The sequence below is a fragment of the Acinetobacter sp. WCHAc010052 genome (genome assembly GCF_002165295.2).
GTDB classification, from domain to species: Bacteria; Pseudomonadota; Gammaproteobacteria; order Pseudomonadales; family Moraxellaceae; genus Acinetobacter; species Acinetobacter chinensis.
In genome coordinates this window covers 1,440,337-1,456,454 of sequence record NZ_CP032143.1, presented here as the reverse complement: position 1 = coordinate 1,456,454, position 16,118 = coordinate 1,440,337, and the positions used below count along the sequence as shown (strand labels likewise).

Sequence of the window (16,118 nt, the reverse complement as noted above, 5' to 3'; positions counted from 1 at the left end):
GCCCTTATTTGTAACTCAATTTAATTTATTTTTCAATAAATTAGCTTAATTGAGCAGCAGCGATTTTCTTAGTATCAACGTCTTTAGAAGCGTCAGTATATGTTTCCATTTTGTCGAAGCTTAAGTATTGATAGATGTCAGCAGACATGCTGTCAATCTGAGCTGCATACTGTTGATATTCTTCTGGAGTTGGTAATTTACCAAGTACAGCAGCAACAGAAGCAAGTTCAGCAGAAGCTAAGTAAACGTTAGCACCTTGACCTAAACGGTTCGGGAAGTTACGGGTAGAAGTCGATACACAAGTAGTGTTCGGAGCTACACGTGCCTGGTTACCCATACATAATGAACAACCTGGCATTTCAGTACGAGCGCCAGCTTTACCATAAGTATTGTAGAAACCTTCTTCCATCAACTGGCGCTCGTCCATACGAGTTGGAGGAGCTAACCAAAGACGGGTAGATAAAGAACCACCAGGAACTTTCTCTAAAAGTTTACCCGCTGCACGGAAGTGACCGATGTTAGTCATACAAGAACCAACAAATACTTCGTCAATTTTTACGCCCTGAACGTCAGATAACAGTTTTGCATCATCTGGATCGTTTGGACAGCAAAGAACTGGCTCAGTGATTGTCGCAAGGTCGATTTCATACACTTTAGTGTATTCAGCGTCAGCATCAGCTTTAAGAAGTGATGGATTTGCCAACCATTTTTCCATGTTCTCTACACGGCGCGCCATAGTACGTGCATCGCCATAACCTTCAGAAATCATCCACTTAAGCATAGTGATGTTTGATTTCAGGTATTCAGCAACTTTCTCTTCTGAAAGCGTGATTGAACAACCCGCAGCAGAACGTTCAGCAGACGCATCAGAAAGTTCGAATGCTTGCTCAACAGTTAAGTCAGTTTCCATTTCTGTTAAGTCGATCTCAAGGATACGACCAGAGAAGATGTTTTTCTTACCTTTCTTCTCTACAGTTAAGTCACCTTGCTGGATCGCAACATAAGGGATTGCATGTACCAGGTCACGTAGAGTGATACCAGGTTGCATTTTACCCTTGAACTTAACAAGAACAGATTCAGGCATATCAAGTGGCATAACACCAGTTGCAGCAGCGAACGCTACAAGACCAGAACCCGCTGGGAAAGAAATACCGATTGGGAAACGAGTATGTGAGTCACCACCAGTACCAACTGTATCTGGAAGAAGCATACGGTTTAACCAGGAGTGGATAATACCGTCACCTGGACGTAGTGATACACCACCACGATTCATGATGAAATCAGGAAGCGAGTGTTGCATTTGAACGTCAACTGGTTTTGGATACGCAGCTGTGTGACAGAAAGACTGCATCACTAAGTCAGCAGAGAAACCTAAGCAAGCTAAGTCTTTCAGTTCGTCACGAGTCATTGGACCAGTTGTATCCTGAGAACCAACAGTCGTCATCTTAGGTTCACAGTAAGTACCTGGAAGTACACCTTGACCTTCAGGAAGACCGCAAGCGCGACCAACCATTTTCTGAGCTTGAGTAAAGCCTTTGCCAGTTGCAGCAGGCTGAACTGGTGTACGGAACAGAGTAGATACTGGCAGACCTAAAGCTTCACGCGCTTTAGTAGTCAGACCACGACCAACGATCAGGTTGATACGACCACCCGCACGTACTTCGTCTAAAAGTACTGGAGTTTTCAGTTCAGCTTCTGCAATCACAGCACCGTTTTTAGATGCAGTTACTTTTGCAGCAGCGTGATCGATATTCAGAACGATTTCGTCACCCATGTTCATGTTCTGAACATCGATTTCGATTGGTAACGCGCCTGCATCTTCCATAGTGTTGAAGAAAATCGGAGCGATTTTAGAACCTAAGCAGTAACCACCGTCTTTTTTGTTCGGGATGTGAGCAATGTCATCACCAAAGAACCAAAGAACAGAGTTAGTTGCTGATTTACGGCTTGAACCTGTACCAACAACGTCACCAACGTAAGCAACCTGATTACCTTTAGCAACAAGGTCTTTAATCTGGTTTAACGGACCAACTTCACCAGGAACTTCTGGGTTGATACCGTCACGTACGTTTTTCAGCATTGCATTTGCATGTAATGGAATATCTGGACGGCTCCAAGCGTCCTGTGCAGGTGACAGGTCGTCTGTGTTTGTTTCGCCAGTTACTTTGAAAACAGTAAGTTTGATTTCAGTTGGAACGTCTTTACGGCTAGTGAACCATTCAGCATCAGCCCAGGATTGCATAACTGCCTGTGCATTTGCATTGCCCGCTTTTGCTTTTTCAGCAACGTCATGGAACGCATCAAATACAAGAAGAGTTTTCTTTAACGCTTCTGCAGCAAGACCCGCCAGTGCAGCATCGTCAAGTAATGCAACTAAAGGAGCTACGTTATAACCACCAAGCATAGTACCCAGTAAGTAAACAGCACGTTCTTTAGATACTAATGGAGATGCAGCTTCGCCTTTTGCGACAGCAGCCAGGAATGCAGCTTTAACATAAGCAGCCTGGTCAACACCTGCAGGAACACGGTTTTCAAGCAAATCAACTAAAAATGCTTCTTCGCCTGCTGGTGGATTTTTTAATAATTCAACCAGGTCAGCAGTCTGAGCATCGTCAAGTGGCTTCGGTGGGACTCCGAGTGCGGCACGTTCTTCAACGTGTTGGCGGTAAGCTTCTAGCACGGTGTTATTCCTCTTTTTTAAAAAATTGCCTGTAAATTCCAGCTTAGTAAAAGCTTTACATGCAATATGGACTATCAAATTTTACTAAAAATCCAGTCAAAAGTTAATGCACAGAAAGTGTTTCTTTGTGATGCCCATTATTTTCTAACTAAATGATGCTCATCATAATTGCTGAATCTTAAGCAATTTCACCAAAACGGTCTTAACTTTTGACTGTATTTTTCATTCATTAAAAAAGGCAACCCATGTTGCCCTTTTTCTTCAGTTTAAGATATTCAACCTTAGTGTACTGTGCTTGCCTGAATGTACTGTTGTAATTTGTCTTTACAGCCTTCAAATTTTATTAAAATTTCATCATCGTGCAACATACTGTGCTCTGCACCTGCAAATGAAATCTGTACCTGATAGATATGTGCATCCTGATCTATGCACTGTCTGATCATGACTTTATCACCCAGACTCAGTACATAACTGCTGCCACCAATAATTGCCATACCCTGCTCACCTTCAAGAATAAGGTCAGCATTGTGTAAATATCCTATCACTTCCATAGCACTACTCCCTTTCACTCTGTATTGATTATTTTATGAGCATATCCACTGTATCACAATTACACTGGTGCGCAATATCAATATCAAAGGCGTGCATTTTTCAGTTCAGCAATATGAATCCTACATAAAAAAACCGTTCATCAGAACGGTTTATAATCAGGCATTTTTTTCGGATCATGTGGCGACTTAAGACACTGTTCAAATGCCTGCGCACGGAATTTTTCCTGTATCGCATTTCTGTCAGCTTTAAGCTCTGCTTCTGGTACAGCATAAATTTTTTCAAGATATTCTGTTACAAAACCTTTGGTGGTAGGGTCGGTAACTTTTGCTGCATAGTCAGCCGCTTCTTTGTACAGGATGCCATTCTGACGGTCCAGTACAATCGTGCGTGCTGCATTGCCAATACTGGTACAGTAACCTTTCCAGATTTCTTCTGGTGTTGCAGGCTTTTTCTCAGCACACCCAGCAACCAGCACTAAGGCTGCCACCGTACTCAAGCTAATCAACTTTTTCATATATCTCTCCTGTTGCGCACTATCTTACTCAAAATAACGGGCAAATGAAGAATCATTATCAACTTTAAATACAATAAAAGCCCAGATTTGGGCTTTTATCACTGAAAAAATTAACCGCAACTGGCATGAACCACTTTACCAGTTTCAGGGTCAACCGTCACAGTGACACGGTCTTCGCGGTAATCCATGGTTACAGGCTGTCCTGGCTGTACTAAGCGTACTGTCTTCGCACCCGTTTTTTTCTGAATCTGAGCTTCTGTTAACTTTGGCTGACCAATCAGAGCTGTCGCCTGTTCAGAGACGCATTTACTCTGTGCTGCACGGAACAGTGTCCACTCTTCAACGACCTGACCATCTGGTAAATGACAATAACCTGTTTCACCACTGGCTTCTTTTCTGATTTCCAGCTTACCGCCCTGTTCAACACAGTATGTACTGGCAGGATTTGCCATACCCAAAGCAGGCTTGTCTTCACTTTTCTGCACAGTACTGCAACCCGAAACAGCTGCAATCATCAATCCAAGCATTACGAATTTTTTCATAAAATATTTCTTCTACTAAAATATTGACATAGCCAATATACTTTAAAAAACCGCACAGGTTTTGCAAAATTCAATGTCATATAACAAAGCCCATCAATTGATGGGCTTTGTTGCATTGAAAACTGTTTTTACGTCATTTCAGTTAACTGAATGAATATCCAGTTCTTCATTTTTAGTTAAAACTACAGATGCTAAAATTGGAGCACCTAAAATGAATGGCATGGCAAAAATCCAGAAGACCACGGTATAGTGTGGATCAAAGTAAAATTGAATAGCAAGAGCCACTAAAATTAGAACTGAAAATAAAATCGCTGCGAAACGCATTACAAATTTAGCTGGCATGGTGAATATCACTCTGAATTTACATGTCCATTTACTATACACATACTTTTATTATGGTTTTATTGATTTTAGGTATCCATTCGCTGTTATTCATAGGTTTTCTTCATCCTGACAACTCAGGTACTTGTTATCAATTGCTATATTTACTCCATTCTTAAGCCCTGTGTTCTCAAAAATATACAGCATCCTGACAATGTACAGCTAAGTATTCGCTGTAGCATAGGATACAAAAGCATCTGCCACTGTATTGTTACATTCTGGCATAAGTTCAGTTTCACTTCCGGCACAACGATCTATAATTCCCTCAAACTCAGCCTGCAATATCGGCGATACCCTTAACCATTTAAGATACGGGACAGACAAGTATAAAAAAACCGCCTTGAAGGCGGTATAAACTTTAAATCTGGAATACGGTCAGCTAAGCACTAAGCCATCTGCCAAAGCTCATAATATTCCTGAATATCTGAGTTTAAAAACTCATCATTTTCAGCGTCATAGTTAAATGGCTTGTTTTCCAGAATATCTGTACTGTTCACTGAGCTTAAGTATTTCTTTAAGAACTTCTTAAAAGACTCAATCTTTTCAGGAAAAGTATTTTCTTCATCCCATAAAATTGTATCCATCTCAAAATCCTCAATACATAACAAAGTTTGCGCATTATATTGATAACAAACAAACTAATCAACACTTAAAAGTGAATTAAATCACAATATTAACTGTATGCAAATTCATCTCACCTTTCGTATCTCATTAGCCAACAACAACTTCAGCGCTCATTTCCTCCTTATATTTATTAATAATAATTAAACATGAAACTTATAATCACTTAGCCTGCCAGCTGTACATGCAGACATAAATCACATGGGTATCTGCAACCCAACTCAGTGATGAAAACATCAGTGAATACCCCCACTCTGGATGGATAGTCTGTGATAACTCATACAGACTAAAATCACACTTGAAGAAAAATATCCCATCCTCCCTGAAGGTTTGCATATTCCTGATGGCAGAATGTTGTACCGTTTTTAATTGCCACTCTGCTGAACACATACCTACTCCAACACCACCTGGAACACCAGTACATGCATCTCCACATGATGGCATAATGATTCCGCTCGTAAATTACACTAAGCTGTTCATCTTTCTAAATATAAAAATATATGGATTTAAAATGTTTGCTATATTTTGCATTGTTGCTGTGATTGCAGTGTTTTTCTTTGAAAAGGATCTCCGTAGAAACTACATGAATATAGGAATTGGCGAGTGGTTAATTTATCTTGTTACATTAATATTTTTATTCATCGGTTTAACTGAAGATGGTTTGCTCACCCGATTATTAAATTTCGAACAGCAGACTAATGGATAGTTTTTGAAAATTTATAAACGATCGACGATCAAATTACGTTCAGATCTCAGACATTAAAAAGCTCCATAGAGATCTACGGAGCTTCGCCTTTATCATTTGCGCTGATACAGGATGCTGTTAAGCAGGCTATAATTATATATACTTTCAATAAAGATGTATATAAAATATATCTTATGTTGTTGCTCATGCATAAAACCACCCAAAGGTGGCTTTATATTCAGTATCCAATAAAGTATTTATCCACCCTGTTTGCGATTGTCCAGTCATCCGGCAAAGATGCTGCAGAGTTAGTTAAAGAACCTAAATAATTTTTAGCTACTGTAATTTTACAGGCAGCTTCATTACCAAAACCATCAAAACTCAGATTCTGGAAATTTTCACAAGCCTTAAAAACATTCACATAAATTTTTCTGTTCTTTATCAGATTATCCTTTTCATACTCATTCGCTTTTTTGTACGCCGACTTATACTCGATATCTGCTTTACCAATAAAATCATCTGCTGCCTTAAGCAAACAGGCATTGTATGCAGCAGAAAATTTATTATTTTCAGGATCTTCCAGACATTCAACCAATTGATTACGTACTTGTACTTTATACTGCTCATATGACGAATCTGCCACTGCATTTAAAGAAAATGCGGTCAGCAAACAGCCTGATAATATTGCCTTCATATCTTTTCTCAACTATCAGATATCAAAAAGATGGTGTTTCAAAGGCTTTGCATGATTTTTCTAAAATTGATTCACCAATGGAATTCGGGATAACATCTTTCATCGTGACATAAGAATTATGATCTGAATTCAGCAATTTTCCGCTCTTTTTATATTCATTGTATGACTTCATGCCTATAGTCAATTCATTACAATTTATATGCCACAACGATATGGAATAATCATCCACACTTAAACCATCTTTAGTAATATCATTATAGACAACCTGCTTTCCCCAGACTTTCAGGTAGGTTTTTCCATACTCTGAGGCTTTCCGGGTTTTATCCGTATCAACATAATAATAATATTCATCACTGCTTCCGACTCTTTCCCAGTCAGCATTTACATTCGTCGAAAAAATACCCGCTACCAGCACACCCAAAAAAAATTTCAACACAACAACCCCTGAAAAAGTATTTTATTAAAAAATACAAAGGATTATACAACACAAAATCCAACCTAACCAATTCTGATTCAACAAAAAAGTCCATCTTTCAATAAACTTTAAGACTATTGACAGGTTAACCAGGATGCTTAGCTGTACTTATTTTTATAATATTTTTCAAGTTTCTTCTGTCATGCATACCAAAGTGAATTCTTCACTGAACTGTTTTATGGCTTGTTCAAACTGTTCAGTGAATCTGCTCACCTTCGCTTTGTGTAAAAGCAATAACGACCTGGACTCACTTTGCTCACTGATACAGTAGCATCAACATTCGTCATGTTGAGTCTCATATCAAATTCAACCCACAGATTCCACACCTGTTTTTTAAGTTAGAACGTTTTCAACAGCCTGAATATGCTTCAAAGACCTGAATAAAAATGACTTATATCAAAACCCTGTTCCATGCGACTGTAACTTCCAGTTATAAAAGCTGTATTTCTTTAAATGCTATTTCCCCACGCATAGGCTTGCTGCCTTTGTATAGTCCTATAATAACATCGGCATAACCAGCATCAATTTCTGATGTCTTAACATCAAGTCGCATCTACAGACCTTCAACCACACTTTTTATAAGTGCTATAAAAAACTGCATCATTTATGCTAGGTTATTCAACAGTTAAAATACAAAAAGGACTGAAAATTGAGAACATGGCAAGAGTCGCTGAATATTTTACGGGAAGGCAATGCACGCTTTATTCAGCATAAAATGAATAATGTTTTGCACCATGACCTCCAGACGCTTTCGGAAGCTCAGAATCCTTATGCTGTTATCCTTTGCTGTTCAGATTCCAGAGTTTCTCCAGACATCATTTTTGACCAGAGCCTGGGGAGTCTGTTCGTCATACAGAACGCAGGTAATGTCAGTGATACCTCTGTGCTGGGAAGTATTCAGTATGCGATACAGCATCTGAAAACACCTTTAATTATTGTTCTTGGTCATACTTGCTGTGGTGCGGTGACAGCTGCTCATGAAAATAAAAAAATGAAAGGTCCATTACAGGATCTGATCACCCAGATTGATGAAAATCTGATCCTTAACGGTACAGCTGAAGATTCCATCAGAAACCATACATTAGTTACAGCACGGCTTCTGAACACTGCCCTCAAAACACATCAGGCTAAAATTGAACAGGATGCTCAGGTTCTTCCTGCCGTCTATGACATTGCCAGTGGCTATATTACATGGATGGATTTAGAAAAAGACATTATAGCCATACCCCAGCCAATTACACTGTAAATTCAGTAAGATCATTTAAAATTGATGAATTAAGTCCTGTTCATAATATTCAACGTATGGTAAAAAAATATACAAATGGGGAGAATTTAATGCATTTTAAATCTTATTTATTTTTTTCAATGGCTGTCATTTGCAGCCAGGTTGCCACCGCCGGCAGCTTTTCAGACACATTTCAGGGCTCACCAAAACTGTATATCAACCTGTATGCATTTGCAGCAGATGTGGATGGTTCAATTAACCAGGGGCATATCAGATATGATGTGGATCAGCCATTTAAAGAAACTGTAAAAGAGCTGGACAGTGCTTTTATGGTTCATGCAGATATCAGTAAAGGATTATGGGGATTTTATACCGATAAGCAGACTGTTAAAACATCACAGAATAAACATGCCCTGCAATTACCTGTCGCATTGAATACAAAGCTCAATCAGGACAGATACGGTATTTATTATCAGGCCTATATATCTCCAGAAACAGCACAGAATAATCAGCCAAGACTGATCGTTGAACCCACTGTAGGTATTCACCACACAGAGGCTAAAGCAACACTCTCCGTTTTAAATCAGTCCGTAAAAGCGGATCAGTCATGGGATGAATTTTTCTGGGGTACACGTTTTAAATATAATTTTAACAGTCCATGGAATCTGGCATCTGAGATTACATTCGGCACTGAAAACACAGTTTCTGCTCATGCTTACGCCGGATACCGTATTCCTGTCATGAACAGGCATATCAATCTGAGAGCAGGTTACCGTTACCTGGAGCAGGATTATAAGTCAGGTAATTTTCACTGGGACATTATTCAGAAAGGGCCTGTTATAGGCATTAACTTACCAATTTTTTAATAAAGGGTTAAATAATGAATAAATCTTTAAAAAAAGCACTCCTTGCAGCGGGGCTTCTTATTGCAGCAGAGCTGACCATGGCATGTACACGCGTTGTCTATCTGGGCAATAACGATGTCATGACAGCCCGATCCATGGACTGGAAAAGTGATGTCGGAACCAGTTTATGGATATTGCCGAACAACGTGAAACGTACAGGTATGGCTGGTCCAAAATCCATTCAGTGGACTTCAAAATATGGCAGTGTCGTTGCGACCGGTTATGACATATCCACCACAGATGGAGTCAATGAGAAAGGTCTGGCTGCAAACCTGCTGTGGCTGGTTGAATCAGAATATCCAGATGTAAAAAATAATAAAAAACCACCTCTGAGCATTTCCCTCTGGGCACAGTATGTACTGGATAACTTTGCAACAGTCGACGAAGCGATTAAAGCGCTTGAAAAAGAACCCTTCATGGTTGTAACTGACCAGGTTCCTGGTGAAAAACGTCTGGCAACACTTCATCTGTCCATTTCAGATGCAAGCGGTGACAGTGCAATTATTGAATATATCAGCGGTAAACAGGTCATTCACCATAACCGTAAATACCAGGTGATGACCAACTCCCCGACTTTTGACCAGCAGCTCGCCCTGAATACCTATTGGGGGCAGATTGGTGGAACAACCATGCTGCCAGGAACAAACCGTGCGGCAGACCGTTTTGCCCGTGCATCTTTTTATATCAATGCAATTCCCAAAGATGCGACACCTGAACACTCACTTGCCAGTGTATTCAGTGTGATACGTAACACTTCAGTTCCTTTTGGTCTGAACACTGAAGAAGAACCCAATATTTCCTCTACCCGCTGGCGTACAGTCGTCGATCACAAAAGACAGCTTTATTTCTTTGAGTCTGCGGTATCACCGAATGTTTTCTGGGTTGATTTAAAAGACATCAATTTCAGTGATGGCCAGACAAAAAAGCTTGAACTTGGCCCAGATCAGGCTAAAGTATATGCAGGTAAGGCGAATGCTTCTTTCAAAACAGCTCAGCCATTTCAATTCCTGGGTATACAGTAGAACTTAATTATGATGAATAAACTATGGTACTTACCAGTCAGTATGCTGCTCATTACAGGCTGTGCGACCACTCATGTTCAGGACAACACCAATCTGGGGACTAAAGGACTGCTGATCTGTCAGCCAGCTGAACTCTGCCCTGTATTGACAGTCGTGTGGAATGAAACCCACAAAGATGTACTGAAAGTGAAAATAAGCCTGAATGATGCGCATACTTCCTACAATATTCAGAAAGTGGTATTTACCAATGGTGAGAAGAGCCTGCCATTTAATGTGACAGGTCCTACTGAGATTGATCGACCATTTAAAGCGAACAGATCACGCAACAGTGTTCTGGTTCCAGTCAACCTGGTTGCACAGCTTGGTGGTTCTTCCAGCATCTTAATGAACATTCATACTGATAAAGGTGTTATTTCAAGACATATTGTTAAAGATGATGTCAAAGCACCGGTCTTTCAGGAACTGGTCAAATACTATAAAGCTGACTGATCCCTGATAAAAAACCCTCATATTGATGAGGGTTTTTTTATATCAGATGCTTACTGTCTTCTTTTTGCCTGATGGCTTAAAAAACTGATCCCTCATCATTAACAAAGTTTCATGTCTGAGAATCTGTGCTCGCTATTTTCTTCAGAACTTTACATGGGTTCCCTAGAGCAATCACACCTGATGGTATGGATCTAGTGACCACGCTACCCGCACCAATCACTGTATCATCACCAATCGTTACACCTGGCATGATGGATACACCTGCACCAATCCAGACATTGTTACCGATATGAACCGGTTTGGCATACTCGAGTCCTTGATTACGCAAGTCTTTTTCAAGTGGATGCCCCGCAGTATAGATACCTGTATTTGGAGCAATAAATACATTATCCCCTATCGTAACTTTTGCACCGTCCAGGATTACCAGATTGACATTGGCATAGAAGTTATCCCCTATTTCAATATTGAAGCCATAATCACAATGAACTGGACCTTCTATCACAAAACTGCTGCCAATTTTTCCAAACAGACTTTTCAAAATGCTGTTTCGTTCTTCCTGCTTCTCAGGGGGAGTCTGATTAAACTCAAACAAAGTCTGTTTTGTTTTTAACCGCATTTTCAGAATTTCTGGGTCAAAATTTGCATCATATAAAAGCCCCGCAGCAGCTTTCTGTATTTCGTTCATTTCCACTCAATCTCTCACTTAATCAGGCTCATAAATCTGCCGATAAGTAAAATGGAGAAAAATCAAAAAATATAACCGTCACTGATTAAAGTTACGGTTATATCCCATCAGAATTTCCAGTTATAGAACACATCAATCGCACGTTCCAGCGACTGACTTGCCTCCAGGTACATCCGTTTGTTCATCTGATAACGCAACGTCAGTTTATTTACCGGAGTAAAGACCCCCACACCGTAACGGATAAACAGATCAGGCGTGATATATCCTGTCACGCTGACCTGAGTATCATTGCCTGTTCCCTGTGCATCCAGTGCAAGCCCACTCAGACCAAAAGTCCGACCAATCTGATTGGTCAGTGCCCTTGTTCCGCCCAACCCCATACTGATACCGGCAGCAGCAATTGTATTATTTACATCGGACTTAAAGCCTTCTGTCTGGCTGATACCGCTAGTTCCTTCATTAATACGACCAGTCAGCATGGCATTTAAGGCTTCCTGTTCTGACAGCCCTGCATCGTTATAAATCTGGATATTTGGACCCGATGCAGTTCCTGTAACACGAACACCAATGGTACTGCCCTGAACATTTTTATTGGCTTCAATATCCAGTGTCGGGTTTTCCAGTGGTCCATTGAAACGGGCAATTGCACGGTTCAGATCAAGACTCTGACCATAAGCTTCAATTTTGACTTTCTGACTGACACCAATTGCACCATTGGCACGCATGGCAGTCTCCAGTCCACGCTGAGATAAATACAGACGACCAATCAATGGAATACGACTGTCAAAGCCCTGAAAAATCACCTGATTTCCTAAGCTAACGTCTACATCTGCCCGAATATCCCAGGGTTTAGCCGATTTCAGAATCGCCAGCTGATTCTGGCCTTCCTGAACAATACGGACATCCGAAGAAACGTTGACCACGGGTGCAGATGCTTCCGGCATTGAAATAAGCGCACGAGGTACATCCACTTTACCCTTCAGGACCAGTTTTTTACTCAGTGGTAAGGCTTCAAGTGTCAGATCCGGTTTGATCACAGCTGTGATCAAAGGTGCCTGACGAATCAGCATATCTTCACCTTTCAGAGACAACTGAATACGTGGATCACCTTTCCAGTCAATATTACCGCTCAGATGCCCAACGCCCCGACCACTGTTGAATGCACCATTAATAGTTGCGCTGTCCTGACGGATGGATGAGTAAATCTGTAAATTTGTCAGATTCACAGGCAGGGAAATCATACTGATCGCACCATCTTTCAGGCGCATTTCACCATTCAGCAATGGCTGTGTCAGTGTACCATTGACCTTACCGGCAAATGACAGCGTACCGCCCAGTGAACGGACATCCTGAATAAAAGGCTTGAATACTTTCAGCTGTATTTCATTAAAGGCGATTTCCCCACGCATAGGCTTACTGTCTTTGTATGGGTCTATAATGACGTTGGCATAACCTGCACCGATTTCTGGTGTTTTAACATCAAGTCGCATCTGCAGACCTTCAGCTACACTTTTTGCAACAACCGCAATCTGGTTATAAGTCAGAGCCGATGCTTTTTCCTGCGGATCATCTGCTGCAAGACCAATCACACCGTCACGGGTCACCAGTCTTGCATCAATTTTAGGTTTTGAACCCTGTGCCCAGGATGCTTTTGCATAGCCATTCACTTTACCTGTCACCGCAAGTCCTTCCGGCATAAATGCAGCAAAATCATTCAGATCAAGGTTCTGTGTGACAAAAGAAACATTTCCTTTGGTTTTACTGACTGTTATTGGCTGATCAAAACACAGCTGACTCTGCATGCTCATCCAGCAGTGTGCGCCAACAAAAAGCTCAGTTCGGGCAGAATTATAAATAACGGAAGCATTCTGACGCTGAACCAGACGGGTTCTTAATGAGTCAAAATCACCTTTCTGGATCTGCCCAAGCCAGTCATTGCTGTTATTGAATCCACCTGCAAGCTGGACATAAAATTTGGTCAGACTGTTTTCTGCCTGGACTTTGAGTAAATGGGCTTTACGTGTACCAGCCAGGGAAATTTCCCCCTTACGGATTTCACGGTTACCATTCATCAAACCTTCCATACTTGCTGTCATCAGCGTCGGTGTTGTTTCAGATGTTGGCAACTCACCTTTGAGGCGCATTTTACGGATGCTGACCAGATCATTAAATCTGAAATCATCCACTGCAAGATTGGCTGTCGCTTTGAGACGTGGCTGTGCCTGCAGGTTTAAATAACCATATACCCGACCACGTAACCCACCATACAGCTCATACAGCGCAGGTGCATTGACTTTTACTCTCAGGTTCTGGGCATTTCCAGTTGCCTGAATCTGATTTGCGGCATAAGACAGAAACAGATTGTTTGCCTCAAACTGCTGAGGAATGAAACCCTGCTGATCTGAATTGAGAATAACCGCCAGATTACCTGTCCCACGTACCGGTTTATTATTCAGCATACCGGCAAGGTTCAGTTTCTGAATATTGATCCGTTTCAGTTTATCTGACCATATACCCTGAGTTTTTACATTACCAGACAGTTCGCCCCGTACACTCGATACAAAATAATGCGGCTTAAAACGAACGAGAGATGCATTGATATCCCATCCCAGTCCATTTTTAAGATCCACCGCACCACTGGCAAGAATCTGACCTGCAGCACCATTATGTTTTAACTCTGAAATTCGGATAAGTTCAGGTGTTCCGGAAATACCGAGTTTCAGCACACCCTGACTGGCAGGTACAGCCGAAGCATTCAATGCACCGTCATAATTCACAGCAAAACTTTTAAAACCACCACCCTGCGCAGAATTATGGAACAGCACAGCTGCGGTACTCTTTCCTGTCAGATGGATAGTTTCATTCTGTCCCGCCATTTTTCCTGTCAGATTGATCGCATTCAGCTGAATGATCTGTTTATCTGGCTCTGCATAACCACTGGCATTAATCTGACCATTCAGCAGATTCACTGGTGCTGCTGTTGCGACAGTCTGTGGATTGAAATCTTTGGCAGTTAACAGTGCTGACCATTTCAGCAGACGCTTTTCATGAGGTAGCTCAACTTTCGCATGCCCACTCAGACTGCCTTTATCAGCCATGTAGCTGAAAGAAGGAACATTTAAGTTGTTATTTTTCAGATTTAACTGAGCTTGATACAGACCGGCAGGCAGGCTGCTTTTTTCATGACGGGTAATTTTTGTTGCAACATGGATATTCTGCTGACCCTCAACCAGTGCCATTTTGACATTACCAGCATCACTGGTCAGCCACCCCACATACGGAACAGCCCGATCGATCTTCTGCCAGCTGACATCCATCAGCATAGGTGCAGCTTTTTCTGCTTCAGGCGGATTCTGATCCAGTTTGACATTCCAGCTTTCATAGCGGTCAAAATCAACCTGTGCATTTAAATGCATTCCATCTTTCAGCTCACCTTTAGACGCAAGTGCTGCATCAAGTGCTGGAGGTAAAAAGTCCTGAACCACCTGAGGAATGAGCTTATCTTTCGGGTCAATACCATCCATACGCCCCTTGATATCCCAGTGAATTTTTTCATTCCATCCAACCTGCCCACTCAGGTTGACTGAACCTTTCATTAACTGACCATTCAGACTGGAAATATTCAGCTGATTGACCAGGTCCGTGTCCATCACTGCGTTGTACTGTCCCTGCGGGATATTTTTACCACTTAAATCCGTCACAATATTCAGATTCAGTTTCTGAATATTGCCATCAAATCTGGCTGTACCTTCTTTGGAAAGCAGTTCTTGGTCCTGCATTAAAGGCCAGTGATAATTATTGAATTTTAAAGCGCCTGACATAGGTACGTGCGGACGTACAGGATGAACCACTGCCCATCCCATCAGCAGGTCAGGCGTATTTGTTGCCACACCGGCCTGAATGGTATCAAGCGTACCTTTGGCAACGACAGCAATATCATGAACATTCAGACTTTCACGCAAAGCAGGTAAATTAACCGTCGCTTTGATGTCCAATGGATATTTACCTTCAAACTTCATGGTTCCTGTGGCATTACGTACGCCCAGATAACCCATATCCACATGCGAGTCTTCAAACTCCAGCTCTGTACCTGACCACAATGCATTGTTCAGCTGAATATCGTAGAAATCCACACCTGCACTGGAAGTCTTGATCGCCAGATGGTCAATTGCAGCATCATCCACTCTTAAAATAAAAGGCAGTTTAATCGGACTGAATTTAAATGGCTCATCTGAAGGAGGAGATTTACTGATCACCTGAACATTATTGATATCGGCATGGTTCAGATGGATTTCTTTATTGAGAATAGCCCGCCAGCCGAGTGTCACATCAGCCCGGTCTATTTTTACATCCACAGGTTTTAAGCTGACCAGCACATTTTTCAGGATAATGCCTTTGAGCAGATTGCCACCTTCATACTCATATTTAATAATACTCTGAGTCTGCAATACCCGATCGAGCAGAAATTTACTGCCTTTGTCAGTCGAAAACATCAGAGCCAGTGCAGCTACGAGCGTCAGCACTGCAAAAAGCAAAGTCAGCAGTATACTTCGCAGCACATTCCTTTTTTTCGGCGGCTGTTCTGGAATCTGTTCCTGAGGTGCCTGTTGCTGTTCTGTTTCAGCCATAACTCTTCCAACGCCCGAAT

General features: G+C 41.4%; 15 protein-coding genes. 4 read left to right on the top strand and 11 right to left on the bottom strand.

Going from position 1 to position 16,118, the window contains the following annotated elements; all coding sequences use genetic code 11:
- Positions 1-40: 40 nt before the first annotated feature.
- The 9 genes from CDG61_RS07190 to CDG61_RS17735 form a co-directional block, all read right to left on the bottom strand.
- The gene (locus CDG61_RS07190) at positions 41-2,680 is read right to left on the bottom strand and encodes a bifunctional aconitate hydratase 2/2-methylisocitrate dehydratase (protein WP_087550276.1); all 2,640 of its coding nucleotides are present in this window, start codon (positions 2,678-2,680) and stop codon (positions 41-43) included.
- A gap of 281 nt (positions 2,681-2,961) precedes the next feature.
- The gene (locus CDG61_RS07185) at positions 2,962-3,231 is read right to left on the bottom strand and encodes a hypothetical protein (RefSeq protein WP_087511525.1); all 270 of its coding nucleotides are present in this window, start codon (positions 3,229-3,231) and stop codon (positions 2,962-2,964) included.
- Between the two features lie 140 nt (positions 3,232-3,371).
- Positions 3,372-3,746 (bottom strand): hypothetical protein, encoded by a 375-nt coding sequence (locus CDG61_RS07180; RefSeq protein ID WP_087511523.1) that lies wholly within the window; start codon positions 3,744-3,746, stop codon positions 3,372-3,374.
- 110 nt (positions 3,747-3,856) lie between these two features.
- Positions 3,857-4,288, bottom strand: a complete 432-nt coding sequence (locus CDG61_RS07175) for an I78 family peptidase inhibitor (protein WP_087550277.1) — start codon at positions 4,286-4,288, stop codon at positions 3,857-3,859.
- 138 nt (positions 4,289-4,426) lie between these two features.
- Positions 4,427-4,630 (bottom strand): hypothetical protein, encoded by a 204-nt coding sequence (locus CDG61_RS07170; protein ID WP_087550278.1) that lies wholly within the window; start codon positions 4,628-4,630, stop codon positions 4,427-4,429.
- Positions 4,631-5,055: 425 nt separating this feature from the next.
- Positions 5,056-5,253, bottom strand: coding sequence for a hypothetical protein (locus CDG61_RS07165; RefSeq protein ID WP_087511513.1), 198 nt, complete (start codon positions 5,251-5,253; stop codon positions 5,056-5,058).
- Positions 5,254-6,213: 960 nt separating this feature from the next.
- Positions 6,214-6,681, bottom strand: a complete 468-nt coding sequence (locus tag CDG61_RS07150; protein ID WP_147387777.1) for a hypothetical protein — start codon at positions 6,679-6,681, stop codon at positions 6,214-6,216.
- Positions 6,682-6,691: 10 nt separating this feature from the next.
- Complete coding sequence (locus CDG61_RS07145) at positions 6,692-7,105, bottom strand: surface-adhesin E family protein (protein ID WP_087550282.1); 414 nt, start codon at positions 7,103-7,105, stop codon at positions 6,692-6,694.
- 469 nt (positions 7,106-7,574) lie between these two features.
- A complete protein-coding gene (locus CDG61_RS17735; RefSeq protein WP_265936251.1) occupies positions 7,575-7,697 on the bottom strand; it encodes a hypothetical protein in 123 nt (40 codons plus the stop codon).
- 96 nt (positions 7,698-7,793) lie between these two features.
- On the opposite strand from CDG61_RS17735, the gene CDG61_RS07140 reads away from it, so the two are divergent.
- From CDG61_RS07140 to CDG61_RS07125, 4 genes are all read left to right on the top strand, one after another.
- Positions 7,794-8,390: a carbonic anhydrase gene (locus tag CDG61_RS07140; RefSeq protein WP_205671801.1), complete on the top strand. Its 597-nt coding sequence runs from the start codon at positions 7,794-7,796 to the stop codon at positions 8,388-8,390.
- 89 nt (positions 8,391-8,479) lie between these two features.
- Entirely contained in the window at positions 8,480-9,235 is a 756-nt protein-coding gene (locus CDG61_RS07135; protein ID WP_087550283.1) for a hypothetical protein, read from the top strand.
- Positions 9,236-9,312: 77 nt separating this feature from the next.
- Positions 9,313-10,296 carry a linear amide C-N hydrolase gene (locus CDG61_RS07130; protein ID WP_416240710.1) on the top strand — a complete coding sequence of 328 codons (984 nt, stop codon included), beginning with the start codon at positions 9,313-9,315 and terminating at the stop codon, positions 10,294-10,296.
- 9 nt (positions 10,297-10,305) lie between these two features.
- Positions 10,306-10,785, top strand: coding sequence for a hypothetical protein (locus tag CDG61_RS07125; RefSeq protein ID WP_087550285.1), 480 nt, complete (start codon positions 10,306-10,308; stop codon positions 10,783-10,785).
- Positions 10,786-10,894: 109 nt separating this feature from the next.
- Here the strand turns inward: CDG61_RS07125 and CDG61_RS07120 are convergent, their stop codons facing one another.
- Both CDG61_RS07120 and CDG61_RS07115 read right to left on the bottom strand, forming a co-directional pair.
- Positions 10,895-11,470, bottom strand: coding sequence for a sugar O-acetyltransferase (locus tag CDG61_RS07120; protein ID WP_087550286.1), 576 nt, complete (start codon positions 11,468-11,470; stop codon positions 10,895-10,897).
- Between the two features lie 107 nt (positions 11,471-11,577).
- The gene (locus CDG61_RS07115; protein ID WP_087550287.1) at positions 11,578-16,098 is read right to left on the bottom strand and encodes a translocation/assembly module TamB domain-containing protein; all 4,521 of its coding nucleotides are present in this window, start codon (positions 16,096-16,098) and stop codon (positions 11,578-11,580) included.
- Between the last annotated feature and the right edge of the window lie 20 nt (positions 16,099-16,118).

Bases quoted from the DNA above. Each gene is read 5' to 3' on its own strand.
- CDG61_RS07175 (WP_087550277.1), bottom strand. From the start codon at position 4,288: ATGAAAAAATTCGTAATGCTTGGATTGATGATTGCAGCTGTTTCGGGT.
- CDG61_RS07120 (WP_087550286.1), bottom strand. From the start codon at position 11,470: ATGAACGAAATACAGAAAGCTGCTGCGGGGCTTTTATATGATGCAAAT.
- CDG61_RS07130 (WP_416240710.1), top strand. From the start codon at position 9,313: ATGGCATGTACACGCGTTGTCTATCTGGGCAATAACGATGTCATGACA.
- CDG61_RS07185 (WP_087511525.1), bottom strand. From the start codon at position 3,231: ATGGAAGTGATAGGATATTTACACAATGCTGACCTTATTCTTGAAGGT.
- CDG61_RS07115 (WP_087550287.1), bottom strand. From the start codon at position 16,098: ATGGCTGAAACAGAACAGCAACAGGCACCTCAGGAACAGATTCCAGAA.
- CDG61_RS07170 (WP_087550278.1), bottom strand. From the start codon at position 4,630: ATGCCAGCTAAATTTGTAATGCGTTTCGCAGCGATTTTATTTTCAGTT.
- CDG61_RS07135 (WP_087550283.1), top strand. From the start codon at position 8,480: ATGCATTTTAAATCTTATTTATTTTTTTCAATGGCTGTCATTTGCAGC.
- CDG61_RS07165 (WP_087511513.1), bottom strand. From the start codon at position 5,253: ATGGATACAATTTTATGGGATGAAGAAAATACTTTTCCTGAAAAGATT.
- CDG61_RS07180 (WP_087511523.1), bottom strand. From the start codon at position 3,746: ATGAAAAAGTTGATTAGCTTGAGTACGGTGGCAGCCTTAGTGCTGGTT.
- CDG61_RS07125 (WP_087550285.1), top strand. From the start codon at position 10,306: ATGATGAATAAACTATGGTACTTACCAGTCAGTATGCTGCTCATTACA.
- CDG61_RS17735 (WP_265936251.1), bottom strand. From the start codon at position 7,697: ATGCGACTTGATGTTAAGACATCAGAAATTGATGCTGGTTATGCCGAT.